Below are 20,067 nucleotides of genomic sequence, written 5' to 3' on the forward strand. Positions count from 1 at the left end.
GGATTAAGACCAAATTAAAAGGCCTGAGTCCGGTGCAGTACCGAAATCAGGCCTTGGCTGCTTAGTTTTTCACTGTCCAAGTTTATGGGGTCAGTTCACCAATGGGTTGCCCGTTTTTGTTGGTATGTCGACAGCTAAGCATCAACACCAAATATCTTTCAATGGCGTTTCAGGTCGATAATGGGTGGCTATTTGCGCCTGCAATAGCTCTGCGGTGGCCAATGCATCCACCAGGGCATGATGTCCTTGATAAGGGGGCAAGCCATAGCGCTCACGACTCGCATGCATACGGATGGAAACCGGTGGGCGACCCAGCCAGCGGCGGAACCGCGCCCATAGGGTTTGGCGGTGCATCCGCGCTTCCAGCGACATGGTATCAATCATCGGAAACAGCACCCCTTCCCCACGTCGGGCTTTGACAGCTGCATTCAAAAAAGGCCGTTCAATATTGCGAAAATGAACGACCACTAGGCGACCTGCTAGCTGGGCCAGAAGTTCGTCCAGTATCGCATCTAAGTCCGGCGCCTGGGCGATCTCTGAATGGGTAATGTGGTGGTAGGTAATTGAGGCTTCTGCTAGCGGCCGCGAAGGGTTCACTACCCAATAGCGCCGCTCAGCCAATTTGATACGATTTAACGTGAAGGGCACGAGGCCAATACTAACAATCGCATGGCGCCTCTCATCCAGCCCAGTGGTTTCCATATCCAGCGCCACCATGGGCACCTCAGAAATGGGCGTTTCAGGATCAGGCAACGGCGTACCAAAGAATTGCTGAAGGGCAGGATTTTTCGCTTGTTGCGCTCGTTGGGCCATATAGCCCTTCCAATCGGCCTGGACGATTTTTTGACGTGGGCGTATACCGCGCATCTTAGCGCCCCTGCCGTTGTGCAGGCATGGGATAGCGGAACTTGAGGAATTTTTGCGCGTTGCTAAGCACTTGGAAAGCGTCTTTCAGGGTGTGGCGTTCGCTGTCCGCCACGTTTTCGGGCTCGATATTGTTATCCGGCAGGCGATCCTCTTGTAGGTCAATCATTTGATGGCGAATCCGCGACATGCATAAAAACTCAAACGCATAACTTAGCTTGTCGCTCATGCCGGTCGCCAATAGTTGGGTCTTACTGATGTCATTCAAGCGCTGAAAGGAGTTCTGCGCTTTGGAACCGCAGGCCAAAGCGTGAATACGCACCAAATCCACCATCGGCGCAGTTCCCCGGCGCTTCAAGTTGATCGAGTTGTTGTGCTTGCCATCTTGCTCCATCACAAAGGTACGGAAAAACCCCAGCGGTGGCGTACGGTTTAAGGCATTGCGCGCCATGGCGGCTAAAAACAGCGGTGATTTTGGCGCTGTCTCGGCAATCAAATCTTGCAGCGTTTCCACATAAAGGTCTTCGCCATAGCAACTATCCAGGTCAAAGAAAATCGAGCTGTGCAGCAGCCGTTCAGGCGTGGGATTGGCCATCCAATCCTGAAAATACCCCTTCCAAACGCTGAGCGGCTGACGCCACTGAACGTTGGTCGCCATAACGTCACCTTTGCAGTAGGTGTAACCGCAGGCATCTAAGCCATCGCTGACAATTTTTGCCAGGGCGTAAAAGTAGTCGTCATGCTCTTCGGGATTAAACTCGTCGGAGAGGATCAGCGCATTATCCTGGTCAGTGACGATGCTCTGCTCATTGCGGGCCATTGAGCCATTCACCATAAAACAATAAGGCACCGGCGGGGGGCCCAGTTCTGCTTCAGCCATTTCCAGCAACCGTCGAGTAAAGCTGCGTCCGATCGTGGAAAGGGCGCTACCCACCATCTGCGAGTTAGCGCCCTCTTGCACCATACGCACAAACGCCGCGCTCACATCCGGCGCCAAGCGTGCCAGCCCCTGGGCGCTGGACTGATTAAAAATATTGCTGACCAGATAGAGACCACTGTGGGTCTCGTAGCGAATAATGTCGGAGAGATGCACTACGCCCACAGGGCGCTGACGATAGAGCACAGGCAGGTGATGCACGTTACTGCGCAACATCGTCAGCATCGCTTCATAAACAGAGGCGTCAGACTGGATAGTAATTAGCCGCGAGGAAATCACTTCACCGACGGAGGTTTGTGGCGATAGCCCCTCGGCCACAATGCGGGTACGAAAATCACTATCGGTTAAAATACCGCACATCTGCCAAGTTTGGCCTTCGCTATCTTTAAAACTGTAGCGAGGGTTATCGCTCCCCTCTTTTATTACCAGCAGGGCGGAGGCTTGAGCCTCGCTCATTTGCTGCGCGGCGTGCTGAACGCTGGTAGACGTTTCCACCATTACTGGATAGCGGGTTAGCAGCTTGCGTATCCGCGTCACCATCATGTCGTTGGACTTCTTTTGCTGCTCGGCAGCGCTCTCAAGCCGCGGTCGCTCCAACTCGACAAAATCCGCAAAATGGTCATCCTCCTCGCACAATCGCAGGAAGACCGCCTTGGGAATAAAATAGATCAGGGTATCTTCGATCGCCTGGGCTGGGAAACGCACCTTATGGTTACGCAAGAGGCTGAAGTGACCGAAAATATCGCCTTCGCCCAGGCGGTTATACAGCTCGCCCTGACTACGATAAACCTCCACAGCGCCACTGCGGATATAGCAAAGATCATTGAGCATCTCGTTAAGCGTTAATATGCTGCTACCTGTTTTGAAGTAGCTCACTTCCACCTGCTCAGCAATGGCATCAAGGAGATCATCCGACAGCCCATCAAAAGGGGGAAACCGTCCCATATGTTGGCGTATTTCTAACAGTTCGACATCCATACGGACTCCTTGGTGTTGCCGGTCAATAGGCTGGATAATCAACGCATAATCTAAAGTGTGGCGGGAAGGCTAAGTTAGGTAAACCCCACTAAGGATAATAAAACTAACCGTAGGCCAATCGGCTCACAAAAAAAGCCCGGTGCAGTTATGCACCGGGCTTTGGTGGCCGAAACCATACTAATATTAACGTTGCTAAATAAAGGTTGCTATATTAGCCAGACCAAATTAGCAAAAACACATCAGCCACTTTTAGCAGTATGACTTATGACTGGTTAGCCATTTCCTGCACACGCTGCATCATTTCCGGATCTTGCTGAATGGATTGACCAATAGCGTTGAAGGTATCAACATCTAGGCCGCTGTCTTCGACCACTTCGATCATGCGGTCGTTAGCTTCGGTGCGCACTTCCTGTTGCGCTGATTCATCTTCCGCTTCCTGCAGACGCTGGGTATATTCCTGAGAAATAACCGCAATTTCTTGAGAAGCATCGGCAAACTGCTGGAGCTGGTCGTCAGAAAAATCCTGGGCAGGAGCTTGCTGGGTTGCCATTGGATCTTGTGCAGCGCCTTGTTGCTCTTCCTGGGCGTGGGCGGTGGCCGTCATCAAACCGGTCGCGAGCAGAGCAGCGGAGAACAGAGCAGTCATACGTTGCATAGAAGAAACCTCAATATTGCGTTGTGTATGTGCCCTCTGTGACGCGCCATGCTCAAGCAGGTTCAATCTTTTATGTAAAAGTTAGTAACAAAAAGAACCAAATGTATCTAAAAGACGAATTAAACACGCCACCTCGGAAATAATATGTCTATCATATTCAGCAAGTTACGTAAAAACGACTTACCTTCAGCAGGACTTGCCGCCATGCCCGCACTTTTTGTTCTGCTTTGGAGCACTGGCTTTATTGGTGCAAAGTTCGGCCTGCCTTACGCAGAACCTTTTACGTTTCTGTTTATTCGCTTTGTACTCACGCTACTGCTACTGACTCCGCTGGTCGTTGTGATGCGGATACCTTGGCCCTCATCACCCAGGCTATGGACACATATCGCCATATCAGGCTTTCTAGTCCATGGTGCTTACTTAGGTGGCGTCTTCTATGGCATTTACCTGGGCATGCCCGCCGGTTTAGCGGCCTTACTGGTGGGGCTGCAGCCGCTTCTGACCGCCGCCTTCGCTGGCCCACTGCTGGGTGAGCAGCTCTCTTGGCGCCAATGGACAGGGCTAGCGCTGGGCCTGATAGGTATCAGTTTAGTCCTCGGCAGTAAGCTTGAGCTGGGTGAGTCGCTGTTTGACGGCTTCGGGATTAGTGCTCTGCTGTGTGTCACCGCCGCGTTAATGGGGATTTCGCTGGGTACGCTCTATCAGAAAAGATACTGCACCAGCATGCCGCTGCTTTCAGGGGCGGTGATTCAGTACTTAGCAGCGGGCGCTCTGCTGGGCGTTGGAGCCCTGCTTTTTGAGTCCCGCCAGGTGGAATGGAGCAGCACCTTTGTGCTGACCATGGGCTGGTTGGTGTTGATTCTCTCAATTGCAGCTATTCTGTTACTCATGGCCTTGATTAAAAAGGGGGAAGCCTCGCGTGTAGCGAGTCTTTTTTATCTTGTGCCGCCAGTCACGGCGCTTCAGGCGTGGTGGCTCTTTGACGAACGCCTTCCCTTGTTAGGGCTTGTGGGTATGTTGGTGGCCATCACTGGGGTAGTGATGGTGATACGGAAACCCGGCCCTAAGGCGAGTAGGCGATGACCCGATTTTTATAATGGTCGATAATTTTATTCCAGGGCTTGGCTAAACATGTCAGCACAACACCACTGTGCCAGGGTGAACGGACACTGTAACCGTTGCAATTCTCCGGTACCTTTTGCATTCACGATGGTGTTTCAACCGATCATCAATTGGGGGGCGATAACGACAAGTGCTACCAAGCCATACTGCATAGCCTGGTGGCACTAGCAAAAACCTTGGGCACTCAGCTAATTGCTGAAGGTGTTGAAACCCGTGAGGAATCACGCGGCCTGCTGCCCTTGGGTCTTCCCATGTAGCAGGACTATTACTTCTCCTATCCCAATCTGGAAGCACTCGCGGAAATTGACGACGCTAAATACGAATAGCGTGGCTAAAAATAGCTATATAAAAATAGCTATAGATGTTGCAAATAATCAGCCCCACCTAAGTTACGCATCTGCTGGCGAATCCACTGACTTCGCCGCTCAACCTGGGCATCGGGGCGTGCGGCGCTGCGCGTCAGCGGGCTGGGTAAGATAGCCGCGAGAAGACTTGCCTGGCGCTCAGTTAACGAAGCTGAAGAGACGCCAAAATAGTGCTGAGCAGCGGCTTCTAGGCCAAACACACCGCGATCCCACTCGGCGACATTGAGATAGACCTCTAAAATACGCTGCTTGCTCCAGAGTATCTCGATCAGTAGCGTAAACCACGCTTCTAGCCCCTTCCGCGTCCAGCTGCGACCTGTCCACAGAAAAACGTTTTTAGCCGTTTGTTGGCTCAAGGTACTGGCACCGCGCAGTCGTCCGCCGTCCCGACTAGCCTGCAATGCGCGGCGCAGTTCGACCAGATCAAACCCGCCGTGGTGTGGAAAGCGCTGATCCTCCGCGGCAATCACTGCCAGCTTAGCGTTCACCGAGAGCGAGTCCCAGCCTCGCCACTCGCGCTGTATACGAATCGGATCGCTGTGGATCCAGCTCTGAATTTTGCGCTCGACCATCACCATCGACCCCGGTGGTGGAACGACTCGAAACAGCAAGACCAGCGCGACCGACAACAGTACAAACGCTAAAACGCCGCGCCATACAATCCGCCATAGCAGACGCATAAAACGGCGCAGCAAGCGATTGAGCATCCCGTTATCCTTAACGCTTCATGAGGTGATCTGCATGATAGCGCAGATGATCCTCAATGAACGAGGCAATGAAGAAGTAACTGTGATCGTAGCCCGGCTGGCGGCGCAGCGTTAACGGATGATCATGCTCTTCGCAAACGGCTTCTAAACGCTCTGGCTTAAGCTGCTCCTCCAGGAATTGATCCGCTTCGCCCTGGTCGATAAACAGGCGCTGGCGTGATGCGCCGTTGGCCACCAGCTCACAGGCATCGTACTGACGCCAGCGGGACTGATCGTCCCCCAAGTAGGCGTTAAACGCCTGCTGCCCCCAAGGGCAGTTCATCGGGTTGACCACTGGAGAGAAGGCCGACACAGAGCGGAAACGACCTGGATGACGCAGCGCCAGGATCAATGCTCCGTGCCCACCCATCGAGTGTCCGCTAATAGATTCGCGCCCATTGACCGGGAAGTGCTGACGCACCACGGAAGGCAGCTCCTCAATCACATAGTCATACATGCGATAGTGGGGCTTCCAGGGTGACTCGGTAGCATTGACGTAAAACCCAGCCCCAGAGCCTAAATCATAGCTTTCATGCTCGCCGGGCAAGTCGGTGCCCCGTGGGCTGGTATCAGGGCAAACAATCGCCACGCCCAGCTCAGCGGCAATACGGTGAGCGCCCGCTTTCTGCATGAAATTTTCGTCATTACAGGTCAGCCCCGAGAGCCACCACAGCAGCGGTACGCGCTCGTTTTCCGCCTGGGGTGGCAAGTAAACGGCGAAGATCATGTCGCAGTCCAGCGCACGGGAATAGTGGCGGTAGCGCTTATGCCAGCCCCCGAAACTACGGTTGGCAGACACCAGTTCTAGAGTTTCACTCATGCTCATGGGCAGGTTCCTTTAAATACAGCAAACGCGGCAGGTCTACCCTACCGCGTTTTAGCGTTTCAAACGTGCTTTCTATACTACTTAATAATGCTAGGCCTAGTAATGCAGCACGGTACGAATGCTCTTACCCGCATGCAGTAATTCAAACGCTTCGTTGATCTTTTCGAATGGCATATCGTGGGTAATGAAATCGTCGATATTGATTTCGCCGTTCATATAACGATCAACGTAGCCCGGCAGCTCGCTGCGTCCTTTTACGCCACCAAAGGCGGAGCCTTTCCAGACCCGCCCGGTGACCAACTGGAATGGCCGTGTGGAGATCTCTTCACCGGCTCCAGCGACACCAATGATGATCGATTCACCCCAGCCTTTGTGGCAGCACTCCAGCGCTGAGCGCATCACATTGACGTTGCCGATACACTCAAAGGAGTAGTCAACGCCGCCATCGGTCAAATCGACAATGACCTGCTGGATTGGATCTGAATACTCTTTGGGGTTCACAAAATCAGTGGCGCCAAACTGCTTGGCCAGCTCAAATTTATCAGCGTTGACGTCGATAGCAATAATACGCCCCGCCTTGGCCATGACCGCGCCTTGGATGACGGCCAAACCGATAGCCCCGAGACCAAACACTGCCACCGTGGCGCCCGGCTCTACTTTAGCGGTATTGAGCACCGCACCGATGCCGGTGGTCACGCCGCAGCCCAGTAGGCAGATTTTATCCATGGGTGCTTCTTTAGAAACCACCGCCAGGGAGACTTCAGGCAACACGGTGTACTCGCTGAACGTGGAGGTGCCCATATAGTGATGAAGCATTTTGCCCTCGAGTGAAAAACGCGAGGTACCGTCAGGCATGACCCCTTTACCTTGGGTAGCACGCACGCTGCCACACAGGTTGGTTTTGCCCGACAAACAGAATTTACACTTTCCACACTCAGCGGTGTAAAGCGGAATAACATGGTCGCCTGGCTTAAGGCTGGTAACGCCCTCGCCGACTTCCTGTACAACGCCAGCACCTTCATGGCCCAACACGGCAGGGAAGTTACCTTCGGGATCAGCACCGGAGAGCGTGTAAGCATCGGTATGGCAAACGCTTGTCGCGGCCATTTTAACCAGCACTTCCCCCGCCTTCGGGCCTTCAACATCGATCTCAACCAGTTCAAGCGGCTTACCCGCTTCCAGTGCAACAGCTGCGCGTGATTTCATATTGACTCCTAAATGTTCATTACTTCAACAACAGACACTAAGCCGTTACTCGTCAACTGCCACTGGGCCAAATTCAATCGGCAGCCAGCGATAGCCTTCTTCATCTTTTACGATATGACCAATGCCGGGAAATGGCATGTGGGCACCGGCGACCCAGTGCTTATCTTCAACCGCGCTTTCGAGCACTTCTTCTCGAGTGCGAATGGCTTGCTCGGGGTCTGAGTCAAACTCGATAGCGACAGTGGGATCAGCAAATTGAACGCCGTAGCTGTGTACTACGTCCCCCCATACCAGCATGGCGTCATCATCGCTATTGAGCATAAAGCTTGAGTGTCCGGCGGTGTGGCCATGTGTATCTTGGGCAACAATGCCCATCAGAACTTCATCACCAGCCGTGAAGGGGTTGAAACGATCAGCTTCCTGATAAGGCGCTACCGCGTCTTGAGCCATGGTAAAGAAGGGTTGATTGGCTTCAGGCGCCGCAGCCGCACGCTCCTCATCCAGCCAAAAATCGGCATCCGCTTGGCTGGCACGCAGTTCAGCATTGGGATAAACCGCTTCGCCCTCCTCATTGGCCAAACCACACACGTGGTCAGGATGCAGATGAGTCATCAACACCGTGTCGACATCCTCCGGCGAGTAGCCAGAAGCGCGTAGGTTACTCTCCACCTGACCTAATGAGGGGCCAAAGCAAGCAGCCGAGCCGGCATCGACCAGCACAAGGTTCTCGCCAGTGTGAATAAGAAAGGCATTGACCGCAGTTTGCATGCCACTCTCTGCATCGATAAATAGCGCATCCAAGTGGCGGAGAATCTCTTCTTGCTCCATGCCTTTTAGCAAGGAGGTATCAATAGCCGTATGGCCATCGTATAGCGCGGTTACCTCATACTCCCCAACCATCATGCGAAACCAACCTGGCGCCTGCTCCTGCTGCTGGGCGGGCAGCTCTGCCTGGGCACTGACTGCCCAGCCAGCGCTCACGGCCACTGCTAGCGCACCGCGAGACCACTGAGATAAAGATATAGACATAAGCAAAAGACTCCAGTCATAGGCTAGCGATGCTAGCAGTGTAGGCCAGCTAGGCGCTCTTGATAAACCGGGATACACTCATAAAATTATTGCCACACAGCAACAATCGCTATCAACCCAGGGAGTTAGCATGCAGCACTGGAGCCGTATCGAAGCCTTTGTTGAGGTGGTGCGTTTAGGCACGTTCTCTGCTGCGGCCCGCCACCTGAAGGTATCGACCTCGCATATCAGCCGTTTGGTCAGCCAGCTCGAAAACCAGCTGGGCGTGCAGTTGCTCTATCGTACCACCCGCCAGATCCGCTTAACCGATGCGGGCACTATCTACGTGGAACACTGCCGCCATCTATTTGATGGGCTACGCGATGCCGAGCAGGCGCTTAGCGAACTTCAGGCTACCCCCAATGGGCTGCTTAAACTTACCTCGGCCACCACCTTTGGCGAGCGTTTTATCGCACCGCTGGTTAATGACTTCCAGTGTTTGCATCCGCAGCTGGATGTTCACATGCACTTCACTAACCGACCGGTGGAGCTAATTGAAGAGGGCTACGATATTGCCATTCGGATGGGCGTGTTGAAGGATTCCAGCCTGATCGCCAGACGGTTATGCGACCGCCGCGAGTATATCGTCGGCTCACACAGCTACTTTCGCCAAGCGCCACGCCCGCATACGTTGAGCGAGCTTAGCCAGCACCGCTGCTTGATTGGCTCACGGCCCAACTGGCTGTTTGAAGTCAACGGTCAACGACGCGAGGTGCGCGTAGAAGGGCGCTGGAGCGGTAATTCTGGCCCTGCTTTATTAGATGCCGCACTTAAAGGGCTCGGCCTTGCACAACTGCCCGACTATTACGTAGCGCCCTACTTGGCCAGCGGTGAGCTGGTGGCCGTGCTTGAGCCTTTTCAGCACCACGATACCGCTGTCTGGGCGGTATACCCTCGCCACCGTCACCTGTCGCCCAAAATCCGCCAGCTGGTCGACTACCTAGTCACCAATATTGACAGCTTACTGCCTCCTAATCCGCTGGCCTAGCACTTGATGACCTAGCACTCGATGGCATTGACGGCGAGCCCGCCCTTGGAGGTCTCTTTGTATTTGTCCTGCATGTCACGGCCAGTATCGCGCATGGTACGGATCACTTTATCCAGCGATATAAAGTGCTCTCCATCGCCATGCAGCGCCATTCGTGCAGCGTTTATAGCTTTGACGGAGGCGATCGCATTGCGCTCGATGCAGGGCACTTGGACAAGCCCGCCGACCGGGTCGCAGGTCAAACCAAGGTTATGTTCCAAGCCGATCTCAGCGGCATTTTCCACCTGCCCAGGTGAGCCGCCTAGCACTTCGGCAAGCCCTGCGGCCGCCATAGCACAAGCGGAGCCAACTTCGCCCTGACAGCCCACTTCGGCACCGGAAATGGAGGCGTTCTTTTTGCATAAAATGCCTACGGCCCCGGCGGTAAGCAGAAAATCCACCACATCAGCTTCGCTAGCGTCGGGTTCAAACTTCAAGTAGTACGCTAATACGGCGGGCACGATGCCCGCTGCGCCGTTGGTCGGCGCAGTGACCATCCGCCGCCCGGCGGCGTTCTCTTCATTTACTGCCAACGCAAACACGTTAACCCAATCCATTACGGTAAAACTCGACACGATCAGACGCTGATTTTTCGGTGGATGAAGCAACTGCTGGTGGAGCAGTTGCGCACGGCGGCGCACATTTAATCCACCGGGCAAATGGCCTGTAGCGCGTAGGCCATTCTCAATGCTATCGCTCATAGCGTGCCAGATGGTCAGCAGCTCTTCACGAATGGCCGATTCGCTACGCCAGGCTTTCTCGTTTTCTAACATAAGCTGGCTAATACGCAGTTGATGCTGCCGGCATAGTGCGAGTAGTTCGGCCGCCGTATTGAAGGGATAAGTCAGTTCAGTAGCATCTTCACCGACCTCGCCTTGATCTGCCTTCGCTTGATCGACATAAAAACCGCCGCCGAGGGAGTAAAACGTATTGGTCGCCACTAGCGCGTCATCACAATAGGCGCTCAGCACCATGGCATTGGGATGGAACGGCAAACAGGCCTCATCCCATTCGACATCGTTATGAGCGTCAAAAGCGATCTGTTGGCCATTGGCCAACAACAGCGGCTCGCCTTCGGCAAGTTGTTTTAACCGCGACGTAATCGTGTCTGGATCGATACTTTCTGGTGCTTCGCCCATCAGCCCCATGATGACGGCTTGATCGGTACCGTGGCCCACCCCGGTGGCGGCAAGTGACCCATGAAGCCTTACCACCAGCCGGGTAACGCGGGTATCGCCAAGCGCCAAGGCAAAATCTCGCGACGCGCGCATCGGGCCCACAGTATGGGAACTCGATGGCCCGATGCCAATTCGGAAAAGATCAAACACACTAATAGCCATGCCTGTTACGCCTCACAACGCTGTTATTCCCTGCGGTATGTTGATTGTGATGGATTCACAGTTCGCAGGTCGAGCAAAATGTCAGCAAGTTATAACGTCTTAAAGACTTATTCTGCAGCCCCCATTTTAGGCTATTTCAGCCGACTGTATGCTATCACTAGCCTCCAAAATCACTCTTTACAAAATGCGCCCCCTCCTTTGCATCTTACCCACAACCGCTGGGTTGGTCGGACAACACTCGAAACGGGGAGATAACCGGTTCGGTGTCGCTCCACCCAGGAAAAAAGCAGGAAATAGAGCGTAATAAAAGGCCACTTAATTTAGTACGAGGTAGAGAACCCACTTAATCGTCAGAGATATTCACAACCAACTGAAAGAGTAAGCCAGGTTCCATCCTTTGGGCAAAAATTGACCAATCATGAACATGTGCTATTTCCTGACATATAGACAAGCCTAAACCTGCCCCAATATCCCGCCGGTGATCTCCTCGCCAAAAACGAGTAAATAAGAGTGGTAGCTGGCTTTCATCAATGCCACTCCCCCAATCTCTCACCTGAATTTTATTAGAATAAATTGCTATCAGAATAGACGTACCAGCAGGAGCATGTTGTATAGAGTTTTCTAATAAATTTTTCAACAAGGTAAATAGTGCCCCCCTGTCGGCGCGCCATTGGCTTCCGTTACTATAATCCTTTACAACAAAGTTAACTTTCACAGCTTCAGCCATCCGCTGCAAATAACATACTACCTCATTGACTACATATTCAATATCGACAACAATAAAGTTATAGTTATTAAACTCACTCGTTTCAGCCAATAAAAGCAATTGCTGAACCTGGCGAGACATGTAATTAGCGTCATTTAGCAACCAGTTACGCTCTTCTGTTTCTTCCATTAACTCCAGCTGTGTGCGAATTAGCGCCAGCGGTGTCTTTAATTCATGAGCTGCTGTGGAAAGAAATTCTTGTTGTGTGCGATAGCCATGTTCAAGCCTTTCAAGCGTATGGTTAAAACTGATTACTAAAGGAGCAATTTCTGTCGGCAAATTGTTATTTTCAAGCCGAGCCTGCAAAGATCGTGGAGAAATTAACGCAGCCGATTCGGATAGTTCACGTAACGGTTTAAGTGTATGCCGAACAATAAAATGGGCACAGAAAAAAAAGACTAAAAGTAGTACTAAAGAAAATATTACCACCCCACTCCTTACAAAGCGAAAACCAAATGTATCGTGAGAAAAAAACATAAACCGTCTACTTACAGCAAGCTGAACAAACCAGCTTTTCCCGCCATTTTCTGCCTTTGCTGTGGCAGCATCCATTAACACACCTTCATGTTCAAACTTAAAAGGTCCAGTAGTTATTGGATGGGCAATATCAACGGAAGACCAAAATGAAGCTCCTGCAGCAGAATATAATACCACTTTTCCAGATTGATCAATGACTCTGTAAGCTGCTTCCTGCACTAAACTTTCAAACAGCCAAGGATATTCCAGCTCAAGTCCCATTCTTTCTGGAATACCCTCTTTATTGTATAGGATCTCTTGAGAAAAATTCTTAGCAAAATCATTTACATCAGTTTCTGAAAAGATACTATTCTTGAAAAAATATACGGCATCCAGCACGAAAACAATGAGACTAATGCTCAGTATCATGCTAACAAAAAAAGCCAGCAAAGTTTTAAAACTGATACTATTTAGTTTTTTTTCTATCCTGAAGCGCATAGCCGATGCCTCTTCTATTCACTATCCATTGCTGTGAACCAATGGCTAGCAATTTACGCCGAATCCGGTGCAAAGTAACATCCAGCGCATTGGGTGTAACGGCTTCGCTTAACCCCCAGCCAGCAGCTTCCAGTGCACTGTGGCGTACCGACTCTTTATACCTATGCACCAGCAGTAACATTATTTGCATTTCAGCCTGGGCCAAAATTTCGCATTTATCTCCACAACAAATAAGGCTATCAGCCGGTCGTAACGTTAAATCGCCGCACTGAGGCTCCAGTGTGCGGGTTTCTACAGGGCGGCGCAGCAGCGCTCGCACCCTTGCGACCAGCTCTTCCATTGCAAATGGTTTGGCAAGGTAATCATCCGCTCCGGCGTCTAGGCCCTCCACTCGGTCATGTAATTCTGTGCGTGCTGTCAGCACCAAGCAGGGAATGGCATTGCCTGCCGCGCGCAAATGCTGCAACAACGATAAGCCATCACCGTCTGGGACGCCTCGATCGATCACCAATGCTTGATAAGGAACTTGCTGTAAAGCAGCCATCGCGTGATCAATGCGGCTGAATACATCAGCGACGATACCGGCCATTGCTAGCCCTTTACATATCAACCGCGCCAAGCGCTCATGATCTTCAAGCAGAAGTATACGGTTCATCAGAAACGGTAGAGATAACCAAACGCTATAGAACTCTCGGTTGAACTATCAACCAAAGGGCTGTCTTTAATTTCTGAGGCTAGGCTTGTTATGCCAACATCAAGAAGCACAAAATGTTTTTGCTCGAACACATAGCCTCCAAGTACGCCTACTTCGACATTGAAACCGGTTTTACCATTGTAGTAGCCACGACCAACTGTCACTTCATTTTTACGCACGCCATAGTAGTAGTCGATATAATGACTATCTAGCCAATTAGCAGTTAGACGAGGTGTCAACATAAAATTTTCTTTAAAAAGCCACGTTTTTTCTATAGCTAAATTAAAGCTGCTGCCTTTACTATCACCAGCGGCTTCAGTGGCAAATTCAGCGCTAATATCAGCAAAGCTATTTTGCCACTCTGTTTTAAAGCCTGCCCAGAAGCCACCATCACGACCTTCCATACCATCCAGAATGTGTGCATCTCCTTCTTCGTAACCAAGGAAATCATACCTTCCGAAAATACTGAAATTAAACTCATTTGAATCACTAAACTCATAACTGGGCAGCTTAAGCGCAAGTTCAGGCCCTGAAAGCTGAATATACCTATTTTCAAATGCCACTATCGGCAATGGCATAATATCACTATCCATACCAGTATAAGCCTCTTGGCTACTGACGACTCCCAATCCGATCTCCCAGAATGAATCGTCATCTGCCTGTTTGCCAGTAGCGAGCGCCGTCAGAGGTAGGGCTAGGCCAATAATAGTTAGCGTAGAAGCTGCACGACGGATAGCTGCTGTATCGAGACAACGCGCTGCTGTGAATGATGACTGCATAAGGAGCCTCTTTGCATTTTTCTCTGTTCCCCAAAAGGCAGTATTCATCATCTGACTTACATGAAACTTACTGAAAAAAAACTCCTCATTTAAGCCAGGCTTGTCGTCGCCACTCATGTGCATTTTTATGCCAATGTGCCAAAAGCCAGTTTTTTAGTCAGGTGCATCTCCATATCGCACTCGATTTTGGTGAAGTTGGACGCAGAAATGATTGTGGCATCGACGATTCTGCCTTCGCGCAGCATCACGTCATTTTTCTCCAATTGCTCCCAATGGAATTGCTTGCCCTTCCGCTCCAGAAAAATTCGAGGCCAATCTTTCTTTTTGGTTATGGTGATCGGCCTCGTAGACATTGGCTTTACCCATGGTAGCACTGAAACCTATGCAGTTGATGATGGCCGTATTATCGCTGATGTCAGAGATTTACCTGGCATAGAACAATCTGTTGTAGATCACTTCTATTGATAAAACCAGGCACCTAAGACAAATAAAATTAGGCATAGGTACTATCCATAAGTAAGTTTCAGGTAAGTTTCGGGTAAGTGGCTGGTAAGTTTAGTGTTCTATTGTGAATAGCCTAACGGACTGATGAGAGCACTACCATGTATCTCCCTCCCCAAGCTAAAACTAATGGAAAAGGAATAAAGCGCATATATCGTGCTTCCGTGAACGCTATTGATGGACTCTATGCTTGCTGGAAAAGTGAAGCAGCGTTTAGACAGGAAGTTGTCGCTAGCCTTTTTCTTTACCCTCTTATCTTTATCTTAGACACAACGCCAGTTGAAAAGGCAGTCCTATTTCTGTCGCTGACATTAGTTCTTATAGTTGAATTAATTAATTCTGCAATCGAGTCAACTGTAGATCGAATAAGTTTTGAGCACCACCCTCTTAGTGGCCGTGCAAAAGATATCGGCTCTGCTGCAGTTTTATTAAGTATAACTTTGATGATAGGAGTTTGGCTTTTCGTGCTAGTAGGTTAAGGCTATAAAACCATAGCCGATACCAGTTATTTAATAACACACTACACCGAAAACAAATCCCCCCTATTTTTTCATTAAAAATTGGTAGCAGCCATCATGAATAGATATATATTTTTTTATTACAAGCTAACCTCTAAAGCTATAATTTATCGTCCACGCATAAGTTCTGAACTACTTACATTGCTGGTCACAATACTATTTACCATTATGTATAACAATGCCTTCTGGCATGAAGCTTTATTTGGGTATGACATAAGTAAACCCCGGTCAGCAGGCATAGTAACACTTATGCTTTTAATTATCACCAGCCTTCATTTTGTTGTATTTTTATTATTTTCTTTTTACTGGTCTGCCAAGATTTTACTGACAATCTTACTCCTCTTAGCTTCTGTTGTAAGTTACTTTACTGGCTCTTACGGGGTCTATTTTGATACGACCATGCTGGACAATGTTTTGCAGACAGATACCAGTGAGGCTCGGGAACTTTTGACATTCGGTCTGCTTCTCCACTTATTGCTCTATTTTATTGTGCCTTCGATTGCATTATGGCGAGTCAAGCTCAAGAAAACATCCTGGTCTAAAGCAGCGATACGTCGCCTTACCTATTGGCTGAGCGGAGTGGCTGTACTCCTTGTCTCGACAATTCTGTCTTATCAAGATATGTCATCACTAATGCGCAACAACAAGGAGCTTCGCCACCTTATAACACCAGGTAACTACTTGGTCTCCATGGTAAAAGTGCTTGCTAGCGAAGCCCCTTCTGCTAATACACCACGTTTGTCCGTTGGAGAGGATGCCTTTATAGAACCAGATGAGGGAGCAAAACCCAAACTTCTCGTCATCATTGTGGGCGAAACTGTACGTGCCGCAAACTGGGGGCTTAATGATTATCAACGCCAGACAACACCTGAACTGGCCAATCTGTCGTCTGTCATTAATTTTAAACAGGTAACATCTTGCGGTACGAGTACAGCAGTTTCCTTACCTTGCATGTTTTCGCTGCCTGGCCGTCGAGACTACGATAAAACCTATGCCCAGCAGCATGAATCTTTACTTGACGTATTGAAACGTGCTGATCTGAATGTCATTTGGGTAGAAAACCAGTCAGGCTGTAAAGGCGTCTGTGACCGAGTGGAAACCGTGAAGATAACGGCTGAAGAGTATCCCCAACTTTGTCAAGAAGGACGCTGCTTAGATGAAGCACTTGTGCACGAGCTTAGTAGCCAGATAAGGCAGCCAGACCCACGTGACACGGTTATTATTCTGCACCAACTCGGCAATCATGGCCCAAGTTATTTTCAGCGCTATCCCAGCAATTTCGAACGGTTCATTCCAACCTGTAAAACTGCCGATTTATCACAGTGCTCTCAAGAAGAAATTACTAATAGTTACGATAACGCTATTCTTTATACAGATCATATTTTGAGTCAGATCATTGAAATGCTAGCCAATCAATCAAACTATGATGCCTCAATGATCTATCTATCTGATCACGGAGAATCGCTTGGTGAGAAAGGGCTTTATCTACATGGCATTCCTTATGCCATTGCACCGGATGAACAAACTCATATCCCTATGTTGTGGTGGCTTTCACACGATTTTTCTCAACGTGAAAATATAGATATTGAATGTCTAAACGAAACTGCTGAAACCCCCGCATCGCATGACAACTTATTCCACAGCGTACTGGGATTACTGAATGTATCAACAATGATTTACCAGGACGAATTGGATATCAGCCAACGATGTTCCAGCTAAGTCTGCGTTGCTTCGTTGTAGAGCTGATCCTTTAGTCACTTCGTAGCGCCGACGACTAAACATCGAGAGATTAACTGCAATATCGACGTGCGAACACATAAGTGTGACGATATAATGAACATTCACCCATGCATGTTTTAAAATGCGAACAGCAAAACTGCTTACCCACAGAGGATGTTGGTATGTCTTTCCCCCCTGTCTGGCCCATCGGGTTTCAAACCATCTTAGTGCGTGCGGTGCTGTACGTATTTTTTATTGGCGCGATTGCCCAAGGCGCCTATTTAGAAGCGCTTTATCTCCCCTCAGTACGCTTTTCTGAGCTGGGTTTTACCGAATTTACTCAAACACTGGTGCTGGCCACCTGCTGTGCAATGCTGATTTACATTCGTCATGTACTTAAAGTGTGGCCCACCGTTACACTGTTGCTGCTGGCATTTGTGGCCGCCTCCTTGGTACGCGAACAGGATCACTTTTTAGATAACTATGTGGCTCATAACACCTGGAAGGTACTCGTTGCACTGATTATTCTCCCATCGCTTTTTTGGGTGGTGAAGCAGCGCCAACGCTTTCTTGCGGAGTTCGCTCATTACAGCAACACCTTCGCCTTTGGTTTGTTTACGGCAGGCGTGCTGACCACTTATATATTCTCGCGCCTGTATGGGCGACAAGAGTTCTGGCAAGCCGTTCTTGAAGACAGCTATTCAGGAACCTTTAAGAGTGTTGCTGAAGAAGTCGTCGAACTACTCGGTTATAGCCTAATTCTGATCGCCACCCTGGAATTGCTACTACTGGCTCGCCGCATTTATAAAGCCCGGCAGATACCCAATTAAGCGCGGCACACATCGTCTTCAACAATAGTCCCCATAAAAAAGCCCGCCGTTCAGAGAACGGCGGGCTTTTTGGTCTTAGCGGCGACTACTTTCTATTCACCACTTACTACTTTCTATTTACCACTCACAACTTACGACATTCACTCGTCGAGGAACGAACGCAGCGGCTCAGAGCGGCTGGGGTGACGCAGCTTACGCAGCGCTTTGGCTTCAATCTGACGAATTCGCTCACGGGTTACGTCAAACTGTTTGCCCACCTCTTCCAGCGTATGGTCGGTGTTCATATCGATACCGAAACGCATGCGTAGTACCTTCGCTTCGCGGGCGGTCAAGCCACCTAACACGTTGCGCGTTGCTTCGATAAGACCTTCACCGGTAGCCATATCAATGGGCAGCAGCATGGTACCGTCTTCGATAAAGTCACCCAGGTGTGAATCATCATCGTCACCAATCGGCGTCTCCATGGAGATCGGCTCTTTGGCGATTTTGAGCACTTTGCGTACTTTATCTTCCGGCATTTCCAAACGCTCGCCGAGTTCTTCCGGCGTTGGCTCACGGCCCATTTCCTGCAACATCTGGCGCGAGACGCGATTGAGCTTGTTGATCGTCTCAATCATATGCACCGGAATACGGATGGTGCGCGCCTGGTCGGCAATCGAGCGGGTAATTGCCTGACGAATCCACCAGGTGGCGTAAGTCGAGAACTTATAACCACGGCGGTATTCGAACTTATCGACCGCTTTCATCAAGCCGATGTTGCCTTCCTGGATGAGATCCAAGAACTGCAAACCACGGTTGGTGTACTTCTTGGCGATCGAAATCACCAAGCGCAGGTTAGCCTCAACCATCTCTTTCTTGGCACGGCGAGCTTTCGCCTCACCAATCGAGAGCTTGCGATTCACCTCTTTAAGGTCGGCAACCGAGAGCTGCACCATATCCTCTTCGAAGGCGATCTTGCGCTGAGCACGAGCAATATCGGCGCGCAACGGCTCAAGGCGGTCTGCGTACTTGCTCTGCGCTGCCTGGAATTCATCCAGCCATGTTTTGCTCGACTCATTACCAGGAAACGACTTGATAAACGTCTTACGCGGCACCTTGGCTTTTTTCACGCACAGCTGCATGACCGCTTTCTCTTGGGCACGCACCTGCTCAACACTGATACGCACTTGACCGACCAAGCGCTCGAAGTGCTTAGGCACCAGCTTGATAGGCGAGAAAAGCACCGCTAAGCGGGCTTGCTCGGCCTTTAACTCAGCACTGCCGCGGCCATGCTTGGCAAACGCCTCTTCCACCAAGGCGTTCTGCTCGCGAATCTGCTCGAAACGTGCACGCGCCTCTTCGGGATCTGGGCCGCCCTCGCTGGCCGTAGAATCCTCGTCCTCATCGTCGCCGTCGCTCTCAACGTCGTCGTCAATCTCGGCTTCAGGCTCCGGTTCGGGCACCTCTGCTTCGGCAACGCCGGGGATACCCTCATCGGGATCGATGAAACCAGAAAACAGATCCGAAAGACGCCCCGGCGCTTCTTCATCCTGGGTAGCGTCATAGGCGTCCAAAATAGACGCGACGGCACCCGGCAAATAGGCCAGAGACGACATCACTTCACGGGTACCCTCTTCGATCCGTTTGGCGATTTCGATTTCGCCTTCACGGGTCAAAAGCTCAACCGTGCCCATTTCACGCATATACATGCGTACGGGGTCAGTGGTGCGGCCTACATCGCTTTCCACGGCGGCAAGGGCCGCTACGGCCTCTTCCGCAGCGGACTCGTCCGTGGATTGATCCGACATCATCAAAGTGTCTTCATCTGGCGCTTCTTCAGCGACACTTATACCCATGTCGTTGATCATGCCAATGATGTCTTCCACTTGATCCGGGTCGGCGATATCCTCAGGTAGATGGTCGTTGACCTCGGCATAGGTCAGGTAACCCTGTTCCTTGCCTCGAGCGATCAACTCCTTCAGACGCGACTGCTGCTGCGCATTTCCAGCCATAGAAACCCTATCTCGACGAAGAAGAATGAAACACCTGGAGCGCTGAATCGATTAAACTCAACAAGCCGTACAGTATAGCGTAAAAAGCAAGAAATTTTCCAGCTCGACGTATTTGCGCGGTAATTCAGGTGTGTTAGTTTGTTCGGTTAGGCCAACGCTCGGTGGCTGACCCTATATCTGG

General features: G+C 50.5%; 19 protein-coding genes. 6 read left to right on the forward strand and 13 right to left on the reverse strand.

Annotation, left to right across the window (positions count from 1 at the left end):
* The first annotated feature begins 2 nt into the window (after window positions 1-2).
* Window positions 3-65: an IS3 family transposase gene (locus RO22_RS25365; protein ID WP_152618913.1), complete on the forward strand. Its 63-nt coding sequence runs from the start codon at window positions 3-5 to the stop codon at window positions 63-65.
* 76 nt (window positions 66-141) lie between these two features.
* Here the strand turns inward: RO22_RS25365 and RO22_RS15930 are convergent, their stop codons facing one another.
* From RO22_RS15930 to RO22_RS15940, 3 genes are all read right to left on the reverse strand, one after another.
* Window positions 142-867, reverse strand: coding sequence for a 3'-5' exonuclease (locus RO22_RS15930; RefSeq protein ID WP_022522392.1), 726 nt, complete (start codon window positions 865-867; stop codon window positions 142-144).
* Window position 868: 1 nt separating this feature from the next.
* Window positions 869-2,779, reverse strand: coding sequence for a DUF294 nucleotidyltransferase-like domain-containing protein (locus RO22_RS15935; protein ID WP_027958007.1), 1,911 nt, complete (start codon window positions 2,777-2,779; stop codon window positions 869-871).
* 262 nt (window positions 2,780-3,041) lie between these two features.
* Window positions 3,042-3,434: a DUF4168 domain-containing protein gene (locus RO22_RS15940; RefSeq protein ID WP_022522390.1), complete on the reverse strand. Its 393-nt coding sequence runs from the start codon at window positions 3,432-3,434 to the stop codon at window positions 3,042-3,044.
* 144 nt (window positions 3,435-3,578) lie between these two features.
* On the opposite strand from RO22_RS15940, the gene RO22_RS15945 reads away from it, so the two are divergent.
* The gene (locus RO22_RS15945) at window positions 3,579-4,517 is read left to right on the forward strand and encodes a DMT family transporter (protein ID WP_051430480.1); all 939 of its coding nucleotides are present in this window, start codon (window positions 3,579-3,581) and stop codon (window positions 4,515-4,517) included.
* Window positions 4,518-4,911: 394 nt separating this feature from the next.
* Here the strand turns inward: RO22_RS15945 and mtgA are convergent, their stop codons facing one another.
* The 4 genes from mtgA to RO22_RS15970 all read right to left on the reverse strand — a co-directional run bounded on the left by mtgA (window position 4,912) and on the right by RO22_RS15970 (window position 8,728).
* Window positions 4,912-5,628 carry a monofunctional biosynthetic peptidoglycan transglycosylase gene (gene mtgA / locus RO22_RS15955; protein WP_009288686.1) on the reverse strand — a complete coding sequence of 239 codons (717 nt, stop codon included), beginning with the start codon at window positions 5,626-5,628 and terminating at the stop codon, window positions 4,912-4,914.
* 10 nt (window positions 5,629-5,638) lie between these two features.
* Window positions 5,639-6,493, reverse strand: a complete 855-nt coding sequence (gene fghA, locus RO22_RS15960; RefSeq protein ID WP_027958010.1) for an S-formylglutathione hydrolase — start codon at window positions 6,491-6,493, stop codon at window positions 5,639-5,641.
* A 96-nt stretch (window positions 6,494-6,589) separates the two neighbouring features.
* Window positions 6,590-7,699, reverse strand: a complete 1,110-nt coding sequence (locus RO22_RS15965; protein ID WP_027958011.1) for an S-(hydroxymethyl)glutathione dehydrogenase/class III alcohol dehydrogenase — start codon at window positions 7,697-7,699, stop codon at window positions 6,590-6,592.
* A gap of 45 nt (window positions 7,700-7,744) precedes the next feature.
* Window positions 7,745-8,728: an MBL fold metallo-hydrolase gene (locus RO22_RS15970; protein WP_027958012.1), complete on the reverse strand. Its 984-nt coding sequence runs from the start codon at window positions 8,726-8,728 to the stop codon at window positions 7,745-7,747.
* A 130-nt stretch (window positions 8,729-8,858) separates the two neighbouring features.
* Between RO22_RS15970 and RO22_RS15975 the strand changes: the two genes are divergently transcribed.
* Complete coding sequence (locus tag RO22_RS15975) at window positions 8,859-9,755, forward strand: LysR family transcriptional regulator (protein WP_041158816.1); 897 nt, start codon at window positions 8,859-8,861, stop codon at window positions 9,753-9,755.
* Window positions 9,756-9,766: 11 nt separating this feature from the next.
* Here the strand turns inward: RO22_RS15975 and RO22_RS15980 are convergent, their stop codons facing one another.
* The 5 genes from RO22_RS15980 to RO22_RS16000 form a co-directional block, all read right to left on the reverse strand.
* Entirely contained in the window at window positions 9,767-11,134 is a 1,368-nt protein-coding gene (locus tag RO22_RS15980; protein WP_041158817.1) for an L-serine ammonia-lyase, read from the reverse strand.
* Between the two features lie 343 nt (window positions 11,135-11,477).
* Window positions 11,478-12,854, reverse strand: a complete 1,377-nt coding sequence (locus RO22_RS15985; RefSeq protein WP_041158818.1) for an ATP-binding protein — start codon at window positions 12,852-12,854, stop codon at window positions 11,478-11,480.
* Complete coding sequence (locus tag RO22_RS15990; RefSeq protein WP_041158819.1) at window positions 12,823-13,509, reverse strand: response regulator transcription factor; 687 nt, start codon at window positions 13,507-13,509, stop codon at window positions 12,823-12,825. The genes RO22_RS15985 and RO22_RS15990 overlap by 32 nt, the downstream gene beginning before the upstream one ends.
* The gene (locus RO22_RS15995; RefSeq protein ID WP_161575213.1) at window positions 13,509-14,444 is read right to left on the reverse strand and encodes a MipA/OmpV family protein; all 936 of its coding nucleotides are present in this window, start codon (window positions 14,442-14,444) and stop codon (window positions 13,509-13,511) included. The genes RO22_RS15990 and RO22_RS15995 overlap by 1 nt, the downstream gene beginning before the upstream one ends.
* Window positions 14,445-14,452: 8 nt before the next feature.
* Window positions 14,453-14,680, reverse strand: coding sequence for a hypothetical protein (locus RO22_RS16000; RefSeq protein WP_041158821.1), 228 nt, complete (start codon window positions 14,678-14,680; stop codon window positions 14,453-14,455).
* A gap of 249 nt (window positions 14,681-14,929) precedes the next feature.
* Between RO22_RS16000 and RO22_RS16005 the strand changes: the two genes are divergently transcribed.
* The 3 genes from RO22_RS16005 to RO22_RS16015 all read left to right on the forward strand — a co-directional run bounded on the left by RO22_RS16005 (window position 14,930) and on the right by RO22_RS16015 (window position 17,895).
* On the forward strand, window positions 14,930-15,307 hold the full coding sequence (locus RO22_RS16005; protein ID WP_041158822.1) for a diacylglycerol kinase: 378 nt from the start codon (window positions 14,930-14,932) through the stop codon (window positions 15,305-15,307).
* A gap of 96 nt (window positions 15,308-15,403) precedes the next feature.
* On the forward strand, window positions 15,404-17,065 hold the full coding sequence (locus tag RO22_RS16010; RefSeq protein WP_041158823.1) for a phosphoethanolamine transferase: 1,662 nt from the start codon (window positions 15,404-15,406) through the stop codon (window positions 17,063-17,065).
* 182 nt (window positions 17,066-17,247) lie between these two features.
* On the forward strand, window positions 17,248-17,895 hold the full coding sequence (locus tag RO22_RS16015; RefSeq protein ID WP_041158824.1) for a hypothetical protein: 648 nt from the start codon (window positions 17,248-17,250) through the stop codon (window positions 17,893-17,895).
* A gap of 140 nt (window positions 17,896-18,035) precedes the next feature.
* Here the strand turns inward: RO22_RS16015 and rpoD are convergent, their stop codons facing one another.
* Window positions 18,036-19,886, reverse strand: coding sequence for an RNA polymerase sigma factor RpoD (rpoD, locus tag RO22_RS16020; RefSeq protein WP_027958016.1), 1,851 nt, complete (start codon window positions 19,884-19,886; stop codon window positions 18,036-18,038).
* Window positions 19,887-20,067: the final 181 nt, after the last annotated feature.

The sequence above is a fragment of the Halomonas sp. KHS3 genome (assembly GCF_000830495.1).
Lineage (GTDB): Bacteria > Pseudomonadota > Gammaproteobacteria > Pseudomonadales > Halomonadaceae > Vreelandella > Vreelandella titanicae.